This is a genomic window from Saccharothrix luteola (assembly GCF_020859565.1).
Taxonomy (GTDB): domain Bacteria; phylum Actinomycetota; class Actinomycetes; order Mycobacteriales; family Pseudonocardiaceae; genus Actinosynnema; species Actinosynnema luteola.
Genome location: NZ_JAJHUO010000037.1, coordinates 1 through 14,539, shown reverse-complemented (window position 1 = coordinate 14,539; position 14,539 = coordinate 1). Strand labels below are relative to the sequence as shown.

Sequence of the window (14,539 nt, the reverse complement as noted above, 5' to 3'; positions counted from 1 at the left end):
GAACGGCCCGTCGGACGGTCAGGAGTGCGGACAGGTGTCGCGGTACTCGGAGATGGCCGCGCCCCGGGGCGCGGGGCACAGGAACTGCTCGTACCGGGTGTCGTTGTCGACGAACCGCTTGAGCCACGCGATGCTGTACTTCGCGATCGTCGTGTTCGAGCTGTTCGGCGCGTAGTGGCTCGCACCCTCCAGCTCCAGGTACGCCTTGTCCAAAGTGGAGGGCAGGCCGGTGTAGAACGGCTCGGAGTGCGACGAGACGGACGCCACCGAGTCGTTCTCCGCGCCGACGATCAACGTGGGCGTCTGCACCGTCGACCACGTCTTGGTGGTGTTCCACGCCGTCAGCGGGATCGACGCCTGCAGGCTGGGCCGGTCCTTCGTGGCCTCCAGCGCACCACCGCCACCCATCGAGTGGCCCATCACGCCGAGCCTCGAGGCGTCGATCCGACCCCGGACGGAACTGCTCGTGGTGAGGTAGTCCAGCGCGGCCAGCAGCTGGTCGCCGCGCGAGGAGGGCTGGTCGTACCGGGAGTTCGTGTCGATGATGAAGATGACGAAGCCCTGCGAGGCCAGGCGCGGTCCGAGCCAGGAGAGGCTGGACTGGCTGGCCGTGTAGCCGGGCGAGACCGCGATCGCGCCGAACGTGCCCTCGGCGGTGCTGGTCGGGTAGTAGATGGTGCCGCCGCCGAAGCCGCGCACGCTCACCGACGACACCGCGGTCTGGCTGGTGGCGAACGGCCCGCGGGTGGCCTCGATGCTCGCGGTGGTCGGTGCCGGACCGCGTTCGTAGGGGTTCTCGGCGGCCTGGGCGACCGTTCCGGACGTGGTGAGGGCAACCACCGCGGCGAAGACCAGGGCGCGGCGGGACAGGGGAGACCTCAGGGACATGGTGTGCTCTTCCCAGCGTGGCAAGGACTTGGCGGAGAGTCCTCAGTGGACCTTGCTTGGCCTGTCAGAGTCTGGCCCCTACCTACTCCAGAGTCAAGTAACTGTCTCGACACGCAGGGTGACGCGAAGGAAATTCACGAACCGGAACCGGCGACCGAAACCCCTACCTGCGAGGAAGCGCTCCCACACCCTCTTGACCACGCCCCGCGAGATCACGAGGATCGGCCGCGACAGAGCCGTCGGACGAACGGAACCGCCGATGTCCCGCAGACACCTGAGCACCGCCCTGGCCGCGGTGCTCGCCGCCGGTCTCATCACCGGAGCCGCCGCAGCCTCCCCGGACGCGTCACGCCGGCCGGTCATCGGCGAGCCGCGCACCGAGCACGGCTGCGCCCGGATCGAGGACCGCCTACCGCACCTGGCCGACTGGCCGAAGGTCGACAGCCGGGTCAAGTCGAACCCGTCCGACGAGCGGCGCGTCAAGAACATCCTCGCGGGCATGACCCTGGCCGAGAAGGTCGGCCAGATGACCCAGCCGGAGATCGGCGCCATCACCCCCGACGAGGTCCGCGAGTACGGCATCGGCTCGGTCCTCAACGGCGGCGGCTCGTGGCCGAACCGCGACAAGCACGCCGCACCCGAAGCCTGGCTCGCCCTCGCCGACGCCTATTGGGACGCGTCCAAGGCCAGCCGCACGGGCATCCCCGCCATCTGGGGCATCGACGCCGTGCACGGCAACAACAACGTCTACGGCGCCACGGTCTTCCCGCACAACATCGGCCTGGGCGCGGCGCACGACCCGTGCCTGATCCGGGACATCGGCAAGGCGACCGCCGAGCAGATCCGCGCCACCGGCCAGGACTGGGCGTTCGCGCCGACCCTGGCCGTACCCCTCGACGACCGCTGGGGCCGCACCTACGAGGGCTTCTCCGAGGACCCGCGGATCACCCGCGCGTACGGCTACGAAGCCACCCGTGGCCTGCAGGGCAACAGCCGCCACCGGGTCGGCGTGCTCGCCACCGCCAAGCACTTCATCGGCGACGGCGGCACGACCGGCGGCAAGGACCAGGGCGTCAACCCGGCCTCCGAAGCCGAGATGATCAACGTCCACGGCCAGGGCTACTACGGCGCGCTCGCCGCCGGCGCCCAGACCGTGATGGTGTCGTTCAACAGCTGGACCAACGACGACCTCGACGAGGGCAAGCTGCACGGCAGCAAGCTCGCGGTGAACGACATCCTCAAGGGCAAGATGGGCTTCGACGGCCTGGTCGTCTCCGACTGGAACGGCATCGGCCAGGTCACCGGCTGCACCAACTCGTCCTGCCCCCGGGCGATCAACGCGGGCATCGACGTCGTCATGGTGCCCAACGACTGGAAGGCGTTCATCGCCAACACGGTCAGCCAGGTCGAGAACGGTGAAATCCCCCTCTCCCGCATCGACGACGCCGTGACCCGGATCCTCCGCGTCAAGCTCCGCTCCGGCATCCTCGACGGCAACAAACCGTCCGAACGCGACCACGCCGGCTCCACCAACGCCCTCGAAGCCCGCGAACTGGCCCGCAAAGCCGTGCGCCAGTCCCAGGTCCTGCTCAAGAACGACAACCGCACCCTCCCCCTCTCCCCGCGCTCCAAGGTGCTGGTCGTCGGCAAGAGCGCCGACAGCATGCAGAACCAGACCGGCGGCTGGACCCTGACCTGGCAGGGCACCGGCAACACCAACGCCGACTTCCCCAACGGCACCACCGTCCTCGGCGGCCTGAAGGAAGCCCTCGGCGAGCAGAACGTCGTGTTCAGCGAAACCGGCGACGTCGACCCCGCCGGCTTCGACGCCGTCATCGCGGTGCTCGGCGAGACCCCGTACGCCGAGGGCGTCGGCGACATCGGCAAGCGCTCCCTGGAGGCGGCCAAGCTCTACCCGAACGACCTCGCCGTCCTCGACAAGGTCAGCGGCAAGGGCACCCCCGTCGTCACCGTCTACCTCTCCGGCCGCCCGCTCCACGTCAACAAGGAGCTCAACCGCTCCGACGCGTTCGTCGCGGCCTGGCTACCCGGCACCGAGGGCGGCGGCGTCACCGACCTGCTGATCCGCGGCAAGCACACCTTCACCGGCAAGCTCTCGTTCTCCTGGCCGCGCAGCGCCTGCCAAACCCCCCTCAACGCCGACGGCGACCCCCTCTTCAAGCCCGGCTACGGCCTGCGCTCCTGGCAAACCGGCAACGTCGGCCAGCTGGACGAGACCTCCCCGGAGTTCGGCTGCTCCGGCAACAACGGCGGCGGCACCGCCACCGAGGACCTCGAACTCCACGTCCGCACCGACATCGCCCCCTACCGCTCCTACATCGGCTCCCCGGAAAACTGGAGCGGCACCGAACTGGGCCCGGACGGCGAGGCGGCCCACAGCTCGATCACCGTCGTGCCCGCCGACGTCAACGTCCAAGGCGACGCCATGAAGACCACGTGGACCGGCACGGGCCCCGGCCAGGTCTACCTCCAGGACCCGGCGGGCGGCACCGACCTGCGCGGCTACCTCAACGCCAACGCCGCCCTGGTCTTCGACGTCATCGTCCACCAACACCCAGCGGCCCGAACCGTCCTCAGCACCCACTGCCAGTACCCGTGCTTCGCCGAGGTCAACGCCACCAACCTCTTCACCGACCTCCCCACCGGCACGAAGACCACCGTGAAGATCCCGATCTCCTGCTTCGCCGAAGGCGGCCTGGACCTGGAAAACGTCAACACACCGTTCCTCGTCTACACCGAGGGCGCATTCCAAGCCTCCTTCGCCAACGTCCGCTGGACCCCGAAAGCCGCCGCCGACCCAGACGCAAAGACCTGCGCCGAACTCACCTGACCCAAGGCGGGGGCCCGTCGCACCCACTCCCCGTCCACTGACACGAAGCCCTTCCCCGAACGGAAGGGCTTCGTGTCATCCCGCCGACTGGCTCCGCCCTACGCCCCCCTTGATACGTGTGGTAGCCCGTAGGGAGGTCGGTGGGATGACACGAAACCCGGACCGACAACGGACCCGGCACCCCCACCCACCGGCCGTCATCCTGCTGATCTGCCCGTCCGGCGAGGACGCTCATCTCTCACCTAATACCCAACCGTGAACCGACCCCTCCGATGCCGAGGCGTCTCAACCTCATCCAGCAACGCCACCGCCAGATCCTCGATCGAGATCACCTCACCGACCTGCTCATCCCGCCCAACCCGGAACACACCGGTCCGCTCACCGGGCTCCAACACCACCGGCGGGCTCAGATACGTCCAATCCGCCTCACGATCGGCCCGGCACACCGCCAACTGCTCGGCACCCGCCCTCGCGACCGGTCCCAACTCGACCGGGAAGTCCGGCGCCTCCAACACCGTGTGCCCAGCCGGCGTCACGAGGCTCCCCGCGCCGCCGACGAGCAGCAGCCGTGCCCCGGTCTCCGCCACACCGGCGAGCAACGCCCGCGTTGCCTCGACCAGCTGACCTTCCTCCCCATCGGCCGGCCGAGTAGCACCGATCACCACATCCCGGCCGGCGCCGAGCCGCACCACGTCCGCGACCACCCTCGCGTCGCCGACCTCACTGCCCGAACCGGCCCGGCGGCTGACAGCGGTGACCTCGTGACCTCGCCGCCGAGCCTCCTCGACCACCCGCCTGCCGACGCTACCGAACGCTCCGAACACGGTCATCCGCACGACTTTCCCCCTTCTCCACCGACTTCTTCTCCTCCACCGACTTCCTCTGGGCCACAACCAGCGCCCCGAGCACCACCACCGCACCTGCCACCTGCAACGCGGTCAGTCCCTGGCTCAGCACGAGCCACCCCACCGCCGTCGCGACAACGGGGCTGAGCAACCCCAGGAACGTCACCTGCGTCGCCGCCAGCACCCGGATCCCGCGGAACCACAGGGCATACGACAGCGCCCCGCCGATCACTCCCAGGTAGGCGAAGCCGCCAACGTTCGCCGCCGTCAACGCAGGTGGCAGTCCTTCGACCACCAGCGTCACCGGGAGCAGCACGACACCACCGGCCACCAGCTGCCACCCGGTCACCGCCAACAACGGCGCGGGCGTCGTCCACCGCTTGCTCAGCACCACCCCGGCCGCCATCACGACCGCACCGCCCAGCGCAGCCGCGACACCGACCCAGTCCAGCCGCGCATCGGCCCGCAACACCAGCAGCGCCACACCGACAACCCCCGCGACCCCGGCCAGCGCCACGCGGGCCGTCATCCGCTGCCCGAGCAGCACCACCGCCAACCCCGCCACCACCAGTGGCTGCACGGCCCCGACCGTCGCCGCCACCCCACCCGGCAACCGGTACGCCGCCAGGAACAGCAACGGCAGGAACACGCCGATGTTGAGCGTGCCCAGCACCAGCGAACGCCACCACCAATCACCGCGCGGCAGCCGTCGCGTGACCGCCACCAGCAGCAACCCGGCCGGCAACGCCCGCAACAACCCGGCCAGCAGCGGCCGATCAGGTGGCAGGTACTCGGTGGTGACGAAGTAGGTCGTGCCCCACACGGCGGGGGCGAGCGCGGTCACCCATTTGCTTAGCACTAAGACAAACTAACTCACCGCTAAGGTATCTCCACCGTGACTTACCTCACCGCTAAGCTAGTTCGATGGCAGACCACGTCGACCTCGTCCTCGGTCAGTGGCACGCGCAGCGCCCCGACCTCGACGTCTCGCCGATGGCGGTGATCGGCAGGCTCAGCCGCCTGGCCCGCTTGGTGGACGTCGAGCTGGGCAAGACCTTCGCCGCGCACGACCTGGACCGGGCGTCGTTCGACGTCCTCGCGACCCTGCGCCGCAGCGCGCCGCCGCACCGGTTGACCCCGACCGAGCTGATGCGCGCCTCGATGGTCACGTCCGGCGCCGTCACGCAACGCCTGGACCGCCTCGAAGCACGCGGGCTGGTCGTCCGAACCCCCAACGAGCACGACGGTCGAGGCGTGGTCGTCGCGCTCACCGACGCCGGTCGCGACCTGATCGACCGGACCCTGCCCGACCACCTCGCCACCGAGAACCGGCTGCTCAACGCGCTGTCGCACCCAGAGCGAACCGCGCTCGCCGACACCTTGAAGCACCTGCTGGAATCCCTCGGCGACAAGTAACCACGCCAAGTTTCTTCACTTACCAAACTTATGGCGCTATGGTGCGTTCTCATCGAGCAGCACTTAACCGCTTAACTACGTCGCCGCACCCGCACACCCCGCACCGCTCAACGCCGAGAGGGCCCAACCATGAGGAAACGCTCAGCCGCCAGACAGGTGATCGCCGTCTTCACCACCGCCGCCGCCCTCCTGACCTCCGGCGCGATCACCTCCACCGCCGCACCTTCCGACTCCGCCGCACCTTCCGACTCCGCCCGACCACCCAAGCCGCAATCGGTCCGGATCTCCGACCCGCACGCCACCGCCGAAACCCGTTCCCTCTTCTCCTACCTGCGCGACCAGCAGGGCAAGGGCGTGCTGTTCGGTCACCAGCAGACGACCGAGTTCGGCGTCACCTGGGACGAGCTCACCGAGACCGACGGCCTGAAGTCCGACGTCAAGGCCGGCGTCGGCGACCACCCGGCGCTGTTCGGTTGGGACACCGGCCACCTCGGCCACGGCTCCTCGCCCGGCGACCCGGCCCCGGAGGAGAACTTCCAGGCCACCGTCAAGCTGATCGAGACCGCGCACAACGAGATCGGCGGCGTGCACACCCTCGCGTCCCACATGGACAACTTCGTCACCGGCGGCAGCTTCTACGACACCAACGGCGACGTCGTCACCCGCATCCTGCCCGGCGGCGACCACCACGCGCGGTTCAACGCCTACCTCGACCGCGTCGCCCGCCTCGCGCACGAGGTCGACGACCGCGACGGCAACCCGATCCCGATGATCTACCGGCCGTTCCACGAGAACAGCGGCTCGTGGTTCTGGTGGGGCGCGGCGCACGCGTCACCGGCGAAGTACGTCGAGCTGTTCCGGTACACCGTCGAGTACCTGCGCGACGTCAAGGACGTGCACAACTTCCTGTACGCCTACTCGCCCGGCGGCGGCTTCGGCGGCGTGGACGACGTCTACATGCGCACCTACCCGGGCGACAACTACATCGACGTGTTCGGCATCGACAGCTACGACGGCAGCAACGGGTCGCCGCAGTTCCTGGACGGCATCGTCGCCGACCTCGGCATGATCGCGCGCATCGCCCAGGAGAAGGACAAGGTCTCGGCGTTCACCGAGTACGGCATCAGCGGCGCCCTGAAGCCCAACGGGCAGAACGGGAACCTGAACTGGTTCACCACGATGTTCAACGCCATCAAGGCCGACCCGTGGGCGAGCCGCAGCGCGTTCATGCTGACCTGGGTGAACTTCGGCACTGAGCAGTTCTTCCTGCCGTACCCGGCGACCGCCACCGAGCCCGAGCACGAACTGCTGCCGGATTTGAAGCGGTTGCACGCCGACCCGTTCGCGGTGTTCAGCTCCGCGCTCGACCTCTCCGACGTCTACGGGCGCAAGGTGAAGGCCGAGGCGCACAAGCCGTTCCTGCACGTCGTGTCGCCGCCCGACGGTGAGCGGATCACCACGCCCACCACCACCGTTCGCGTGCGGCTGCTCGACGCCAAGCCCGCGCTCGTCCACTACACCGTCGGGGACGACCCGACCAAGCACCCGCTCAGGCTGGACCGGCGCACCGGGTACCACACCGGCACGTGGAACATCGGCGCGGAGAACCTGACCAACAAGGTCACGCAGCTCAAGGTGACCGCGGTGACGCCGCGAGGCACGTTGTCCGCGACGAACCGCTTGATCCTCGGCGCCAAGCCGCCGCTCGCGCCCGGCGTCGTGGACGACTTCGAGGGGCACGTCGACGACATGGCGTTGGGCGCGGAGTACAGCCCGTACGGGACGAACCGGATCTCTCTCGCAGCCGACAACGGCGGCAAGGCGCTGAAGTTCGACTACGACTTCAGCTTCCAGACCTACACCGGCGTCGGCAAGCGGATCTCGGGTGATTGGTCGACCTACACCGGGTTGTCGTTCTGGCTGCGCCCCGACGGGTCGAACCACAAGCTGGTGCTGCAGCTCAACGCCGGCGGGGTGGCCTACGAGGCGTACCCGTCCATGTCCGGCACGACAGCCGGCGTCGTGACGATCCCGTTCGCCGACTGGCGCCCGGCGCCGTGGGACACGGGCAACGCGCACCGGCGGATCACGCCGGAGGACCTGAAGAACCTGTCCCAGTTCAACATCTTCATCAACCAGGCCGAGGGCAACCCGGTCGTGGCCGGCACCTTCTATCTGGACGACCTCCGCGCGAGCTGAGCCGCCGCGCGGCACCCACTGCCCGACCTCACTCACCACACCCACCGACCCCGCCCGCGTGCGCCGCCACATGCCCGGCGCGCACGCGGGCGGTTCCATTCAGCCGATTGCCATCGCCGTCCACCTTGGGTTGGCTTGGATACACGCGATCCAAGGGGGGACCGATGACACGACTCTTCGCACTCTCAAGCGCGCTCCTGCTCGCCTCCGCCGCAGCCACCGCCTCCACCACCGCAGCCGCGGCCTCCGACGTGAGCCCGCACTGCCAGGAATCCGGCTACTGCGTCTTCTCCGGCACCTCGTTCACCGGCACCCGTGCCGTTCTCCCGCTCTCCTACGGCTGCCACCCCGTCACCGACCTGGGCTTCACCACCGCCCGCTCAGCCGCCCGCGGCTTCGGCGACGGCACCGCCCTGCAGCTGTTCGCCGACTCCGCCTGCGCCACCCGCGTGGCCACCGTCTACCACGAGGTCCCCACCACCACGGCTACCTCGTACCGCCTGATGCCGATCCCGACCTGACCGGACCGGACTCTCGCGGTCAGAGGGTGGCGGTCCAGGCCTGGACCGCTCGGTGGTAGGCGGGCGCGTTGGGGGCGTAGTTGATCGAGTGGCCGTAGTCGGGCAGCACGTGGGCGTGCAGGCGGGCGGCGGGGGAGAAGAACGGGGACTCCGAGTCCCGCAGGCTGTCCGTCGACCGGCAGTCGCTGCCCAGCGGCCGGCCGCAGAAGTGGGTGTCGCCCGCGCCGACCACGACCATCACCGGCACGTCGACCAGCCGCGTGAACGGGACGACCACGTTGTGCAGCGTGATCGTGTCCACCGCCTCCGACGCCGCGAACACGTCCTTCGTCGCCTCGTCGACCCCGATCGCGTCGTCCACCCGCGGACCAGGCGCGTGGAACGACCCGTAACGCGTGCCGGGCGCGGTCGTCAGGTAACCCACGTCCAGCCCGCCCCGCCGCAGGTGCGGGTCCAGCACCGCCGGGATCATGCCCGCCAACGCCGGGACCACGGTGACGAGGTTCATCCGGTGCGTGAATCCGGTGACCAGCACTCCGTCGACGTCGCGATACGTCCCCGCCTCGATCAACGCCATCGCCGCGCCGATCGAGTGCCCGCCGACGACCACCTTCTCGAACCGCGGCCGAACGGCCCGCACCACCTGGTGCACGGCGTGCGCCTGCGTCGACGCCGTCACCAACGCGCTCAACGGCCGCGAGCTGCGCCCGGTGCCGAGCCGGTCCACGGCCAGCGTCGCGATACCGGCCCGGTTCATCGCCTGCCGGTACGACCGGGTGTCGGGCGAGTACGAGATGTCCCAGTACGAGCTGTTGTACGTGCCGCCGGGGATCAACACCTGGACGGTGGACGCGCCCGCCGGCGTGCACAGCCTGCCGTGCACGGAATGCGGCGTGCCGAGCACCGTCACCGGCACCCGCAAGTCCTCACACGCGACCGCCCCCGCACCCGACACAGCACCCGCACCCGCACCCGACACGGCACTCGCGGGTGCGGGCAGCAGACCGGCCGACGCGGCGAGCAAGGCGACCGCCGACAACCGCAAACGCGACCAACGCACGACTCGACAACCTCCTGGGTTCGACACCGCTGTCACGAGCTGCGCCGCGACCGAGCGGTCAACGGGGTACCGCCGTCATCAGCAAGCCGCTGGGATAGGCGGTGGACGTGAACTTGGTACGCACGGCCTTGCCGGGCACCGGAACGAGCCGCCACCTCGAGAGCACGGTGGCGAGGGTGATCACGATCTCCGTCTGCGCGAACACGTTGCCCAGGCACTGCCGCGCGCCCGCCGCGAACGGGATGTAGGCGCCGCGCGGAACCGCGACGGACGGGGACGACCACCGGTCGGGGTCGAACCGGTGCGGGTCGGGGAAGGACGCCGGGTCGTGGTGCAGGGCGTGCGGGCTCACGATGACCTCGGCGCCCACCGGTAACTCCACCCCGCCGAGGTCGACCGGCTCGACGGCCCGCCGCATCAGGATCCACAGCGGGTACCTCCGCAGCACCTCGTTCACCACCGCCGCCGCGTACCTCAACCGCGGCACGTCGGCGAACGTCACCGGACGCCCGCCGAGCACCTCGTCGAGCTCCGCGACCAGCCGTCGTTCCACCTCGGGGTGCCGCGCGACCTCGTGGAACGCCCACGCCAGCGCCAGCGCCGTGGTCTCGATGCCCGCGGTGAGCAGGGTCAGCACCTCGTCGTAGGTCTGCTGGTCGGTCATGCCGTCGCCGGACTCGTCCTGCGCCAGCAGCAGCATCGACAGCAGGTCGCCGTGGTCGGCCACGCCGTCGGCCCGCCTGCTCGCGATGACCTCCAGCACGATCGCGCGCATCCGCGCGATTGCCCGGTCGAACTCGCGGTTGCCCGGCAGCGGCAGCTTCTCCACGAACGACGGCGACAGGGCGCGCACCATGCCCTGCTTGATCACCACGAACACGGACCGCCGCACCTCGGCGATCGCCCGCTGCCCGAGCTCGGTGGAGAACAGCGCCTCGCCGACGACCGTGACCGCCAGTGCCTGCATGTCGTCCTCGACCACCCGCACCTCGCCGGGCGTCCACGACGTGGTCAACGCGGTCGCGGCGCGCGTCATCGTCTCCGCGTAGCGCTCGATCCGGTCGCGGTGGAAGGCGGGCTGGACCATCCGCCGCTGCCGCAGGTGGAACGCGCCGTCGGAAAGCACCAGACCATTGCCCACGTAGGGGCGGAACTTGTCGAACATCGCGCCTTTGCGGAACCGCGGACCGTCCGTGACCAGCACTTGGTGCACAAGTTGAGGAGTGGTCACGAAATACGTCGTCATCGGGCCGAGGTCGACCTTCACCACATCGCCGTGATCGCGCAGTGATGAGGTGAACTCATGTCGCCGGCGCAGCATCGCCACGGAGTGGCCGAGGAATGGCAGGCGACCGGGAGCCGTCGGGACAGCCACGTCAGCTCCTCTCCCGCCGAAAGCGACGGCCCACGATAGGACCCGTTCGGTGGAAGGTGATAGCGCCCGTTCGGGTGGGTTGGTGTCGCACTGAAGGGGGGACGAGTGCCGGTTCCACCCACCCAGTACTCTCGCCGATCCCCGAGATCATCCCGCGAGCTGTGGAGAGGTGTCCGCAATTATGGCACAGCGCGAATGGATTCCATCCGGCGTGGACATCTCCGTGCCCAGCGTGGCCCGGACCTACGACTACATGCTCGGCGGCGCGCACAACTTCGCCGTCGACCGGGCGCTCGGCGAGCAGATCGAGTCCATGATGCCCGGCCTGCGCAACGCCGCGCGCGTCAACCGGGCGTTCCTCGGCCGCGTCGTGCGGTTCATGGTGGACCAGGGCGTGCGGCAGTTCCTCGACATCGGCTCCGGCATCCCGACCGTCGGCAACGTGCACGAGGTCGCCCAGGCGGCGGCGCCCGGCTGCCGCGTCGTCTACGTCGACCGGGACCCGGTCGCCGTCGCGCACAGCGACCTGATGCTGGTCGGCAACGACGACGCGGCCGTCGTGCAGGCCGACATGCGCGAGCCCGACGCCATCCTGGGCAGCGACGCGGCCCGCGGGCTGCTCGACTTCGACCAGCCGATCGGGGTGCTCATGCTGCTGATGCTGCACTGGGTGCCGGACTCGGCCGACCCGCGCGGCCTCGTCGCCCGGTACCGCGACGCGCTCGCGCCCGGCAGCTACCTGGCGGTCACCCACGCCACCGGCGACAACCAGAGCGAGAACCTGACCGGCGCGACCGACGCGATCAAGCGGAGCAACAGCCCCGATCAGGTGAACCTGCGTTCCCGCGCCGACATCGCGGAGATGTTCGACGGATTCGAACTGGTCGAACCGGGGCTGGTCGGTTGCGGTGAATGGCGACCCGGCGGCCCTGGTGACATCGCCACCGAGCCCGACATGAACATGCTGGTCTACGCGGGTGTCGGCCGAAAGGTATGAGCCAAAAGAGGTGAATTGCCCGGCGGAAGTCACCGTGGGTGTTCGCGGTTCACACTTCCGGTTGAGTGTTGGCCGGCAGGGGGTGGGTAAACTGCCGCGAATCCTCGATATCACAACAGGGCAACGGGAATGTCGATCCCCAGTCAGAGACAAGGAGCCACGTCACCACCCGAACGTGGCCGGGAACTCCTCGCGCGGAAGTGGTCGTACCTGCTCAGCGGAGCCGTGGTGGTCGCGCTGGACAGGAACGAACTCGACCGCGAAATGCGCAACCGCCTCGACGACCTGTGCGCGGCGGTGCACGCCGAGGCCTCTCCGGGGTCGCCGTCGACGCGGTCGGCCGAGCGGATCGGCGAACAGCTCGTCGCGCTCGGGTACGTCACCGAGGACGGCTTGCGCGTGACCCTCGACGTGCTCGGGAAAGGGCTGCTGGGGCTGTCGGAGTTCCAACCCGTGGAACGTTATGCCCAGCCGGTCGTGGCCGTGCTCGGCGCGCTGTCGGCCGGGTTCCTCGCGGCGAGCAGGCGCGCGGTGTTCGAGCAGCAGGAGTCCATGCAGCTGTCGCTGCTCAAGGCCGTCCGCGACGCGCAGTGGCACCTCAAGGAGAGCGAGGCGCGGTTCGAGGAGGTCGTCACGTCGTCGGCCAGCGGGGTCCTGGTGGTCGACCCGACCGGGCGGATCGTGCGGGCCAACGCGGCGATCGGCGACATCCTCGGCTACACCGCCGAGGAGCTGACCGGCTTCGCCCTGCTCGACCTCGTGCACCCGGCGTCGGTCCGGGTGCTCGGCGAGGCGATGCTGGCGCTGCTCGACGACAAGCAGGAACGGGTCCGGCAGCCGCAGCGGTTGCTGCGCAAGGACGGCGACGTCGCGCGGATCTCGCTCACGGTGTCGCTGCTGCGCGGCGCGGACGACCAGCCGGTGCACTTCGTCGCCGTGATCGAGGACGGCACCGAGCTGATGCTGCTGCAGTCGGAGCTCAACCGGCAGGCGCTGCACGACGTGTCGACCGGGCTGCCGAACCGGCAGTACTTCACCACCCACTTGGAAAGCGCGCTGCGCCGGGCCGACCCGGTGCGCGGGATCAGCCTCTTCCACCTGGACGTCGACGCGTTCGGCATGGTGTGCAACAGCCTCGGCCGGCCGACCGGCGAACGGCTGCTCGTGCACGTGTCACAGCGCCTGAGAGCCGTGCTGGCGCGGGAGAAGGCGATGGTCGCCCGGCTCGCCGACGACGAGTTCGCGATCCTCGTCGAGAACGTGGCCACCACGCCGGACGTCGCGAGCACGGTGGCCGAGCTCAACCGCGAGCTGGCCGAGCCGGTGTACTTCGACGACCGCGGGCTGGCCGTGTCGGTCAGCGTCGGCGTGGTGCGCAGGCCGCCGCCGGACTGGGAGCCCGCGGACGTGCTGCGGGCCGCCGAGCAGGCGTTGCGGCGGGCGAAGGCGGGTGGTCGCGGCCAGTGGGCGCTGTTCGACGACGGGCAGGACGCGGTCGAGCGGCGGGCCGACGCGCTCGCCGTCGCCATGCCCGGCGCGTGGGAGCACGGCGAGGTCGGCGTGCGCTACCGGCCGGTGGTGGGCCTGGCCGACCGCGCGCTGGTCGGCGTGGCGGCGACGCTGCACTGGGACCGCGGCGACGACTCGCTCGACCACGCGGAGTGCGCCGCGCTGGCCGAGCGGACGGGCCTGGCCCTGCCGTTGGGCGAGTGGCAGCTGGCCACCGCGTGCGGGCAGGTGCGGTGGTGGGGCCAGAGCGCCGGGTTCACCGCGTCGCTGCACGTCGGGCTGACCAGGAACCAGTCGCGTGACGGCGACCTGGTCCGCCGCGTGCGCCGGGTGTTGGACGACACGGGGTTGCCCGCGTCGCGGCTCGTCATCGGGATGCCGGTGGCGGTGCTGGCGGAGTCCGAGGCGGTGGACAACCTGACCGTGCTGGCCGAGCTGGGCGTCGGCACGTCGTTGGACGACTTCGGCCTCGGGCCGGACGACCTGGCGGTGGCCGCGGAGCTGCCGATCGGGTCGGTGCGGGTGGCGCGGCGGTTGGTCGAGCGGCAGTCCCGCGGCGAGGCGGACTACCTGGCCGGGCTGGTGCCGTTGGCCCGACGGGCGGGCGCCCGGGTGCTGGTCGACGGGCTGGAGACGCGCGAGCAGGCCGACTGGTGGCGCGCGGCGGGCGTGGTCGCGGGCTCGGGCCCGTTCTTCGGCGACCCGCTGCCGGCGGGCGCGTTCCCTGACCCGATCGAGTGGTACGACTAGCTGTATGAGGCCATGACGTTGGTGACGCCGGTGTGGAGCCGTGTGGCTGGTGGTCGGTTTCCGGCGGCGGTGTGGGGGCGATGGTAGTTGTAGTGCACGTTCCAGATCGTCAGGGCGTCGGTGCGTTG

The 14,539-nt window shown here is 70.0% G+C and carries 11 protein-coding genes and 1 pseudogene; 6 read left to right on the top strand and 6 right to left on the bottom strand.

Translation table 11 applies throughout. The features are described 5' to 3' along the window. Positions 1–18: 18 nt before the first annotated feature. Positions 19–888 (bottom strand): bis(hydroxyethyl) terephthalate hydrolase, encoded by an 870-nt coding sequence (gene bdeA / locus LNK82_RS39190; protein ID WP_230571925.1) that lies wholly within the window; start codon positions 886–888, stop codon positions 19–21. Positions 889–1,147: 259 nt separating this feature from the next. On the opposite strand from bdeA, the gene LNK82_RS39185 reads away from it, so the two are divergent. Next, positions 1,148–3,739 carry a glycoside hydrolase family 3 protein gene (locus tag LNK82_RS39185; RefSeq protein ID WP_230571924.1) on the top strand — a complete coding sequence of 864 codons (2,592 nt, stop codon included), beginning with the start codon at positions 1,148–1,150 and terminating at the stop codon, positions 3,737–3,739. Between the two features lie 242 nt (positions 3,740–3,981). On the opposite strand, the gene LNK82_RS39180 is transcribed toward LNK82_RS39185, so the two are convergent. Together LNK82_RS39180 and LNK82_RS39175 are read right to left on the bottom strand one after the other, a co-directional pair. Continuing rightward, positions 3,982–4,569: an NAD(P)-dependent oxidoreductase gene (locus tag LNK82_RS39180; RefSeq protein WP_230571923.1), complete on the bottom strand. Its 588-nt coding sequence runs from the start codon at positions 4,567–4,569 to the stop codon at positions 3,982–3,984. Continuing rightward, the gene (locus LNK82_RS39175) at positions 4,544–5,428 is read right to left on the bottom strand and encodes an EamA family transporter (RefSeq protein ID WP_372470773.1); all 885 of its coding nucleotides are present in this window, start codon (positions 5,426–5,428) and stop codon (positions 4,544–4,546) included. Before LNK82_RS39175 ends, LNK82_RS39180 begins: the two co-directional genes overlap by 26 nt. An 80-nt stretch (positions 5,429–5,508) precedes the next feature. Between LNK82_RS39175 and LNK82_RS39170 the strand changes: the two genes are divergently transcribed. From LNK82_RS39170 to LNK82_RS39160, 3 genes are all read left to right on the top strand, one after another. Continuing rightward, positions 5,509–6,000: a MarR family winged helix-turn-helix transcriptional regulator gene (locus tag LNK82_RS39170; RefSeq protein WP_230571921.1), complete on the top strand. Its 492-nt coding sequence runs from the start codon at positions 5,509–5,511 to the stop codon at positions 5,998–6,000. A gap of 129 nt (positions 6,001–6,129) precedes the next feature. Next, complete coding sequence (locus LNK82_RS39165; protein ID WP_230571920.1) at positions 6,130–8,199, top strand: glycosyl hydrolase; 2,070 nt, start codon at positions 6,130–6,132, stop codon at positions 8,197–8,199. 164 nt (positions 8,200–8,363) lie between these two features. Continuing rightward, positions 8,364–8,720 carry a hypothetical protein gene (locus LNK82_RS39160; protein WP_230571919.1) on the top strand — a complete coding sequence of 119 codons (357 nt, stop codon included), beginning with the start codon at positions 8,364–8,366 and terminating at the stop codon, positions 8,718–8,720. Between the two features lie 19 nt (positions 8,721–8,739). On the opposite strand, the gene LNK82_RS39155 is transcribed toward LNK82_RS39160, so the two are convergent. Both LNK82_RS39155 and LNK82_RS39150 read right to left on the bottom strand, forming a co-directional pair. Beyond that, positions 8,740–9,780, bottom strand: a complete 1,041-nt coding sequence (locus tag LNK82_RS39155; RefSeq protein ID WP_230571918.1) for an alpha/beta hydrolase — start codon at positions 9,778–9,780, stop codon at positions 8,740–8,742. Between the two features lie 58 nt (positions 9,781–9,838). Beyond that, a complete protein-coding gene (locus tag LNK82_RS39150; protein WP_230571917.1) occupies positions 9,839–11,155 on the bottom strand; it encodes a cytochrome P450 in 1,317 nt (438 codons plus the stop codon). Positions 11,156–11,336: 181 nt separating this feature from the next. On the opposite strand from LNK82_RS39150, the gene LNK82_RS39145 reads away from it, so the two are divergent. Together LNK82_RS39145 and LNK82_RS39140 are read left to right on the top strand one after the other, a co-directional pair. After that, the gene (locus LNK82_RS39145; RefSeq protein WP_230571916.1) at positions 11,337–12,152 is read left to right on the top strand and encodes an SAM-dependent methyltransferase; all 816 of its coding nucleotides are present in this window, start codon (positions 11,337–11,339) and stop codon (positions 12,150–12,152) included. Positions 12,153–12,380: 228 nt separating this feature from the next. Beyond that, positions 12,381–14,411, top strand: a complete 2,031-nt coding sequence (locus LNK82_RS39140; protein WP_230571915.1) for a putative bifunctional diguanylate cyclase/phosphodiesterase — start codon at positions 12,381–12,383, stop codon at positions 14,409–14,411. On the opposite strand, the pseudogene LNK82_RS39135 reads toward LNK82_RS39140, so the two are convergent. Beyond that, positions 14,408–14,539 (bottom strand): annotated as a pseudogene (locus LNK82_RS39135) (IS481 family transposase); the annotation flags it as partial. The gene LNK82_RS39140 and the pseudogene LNK82_RS39135 sit on opposite strands and share 4 nt — an antisense overlap.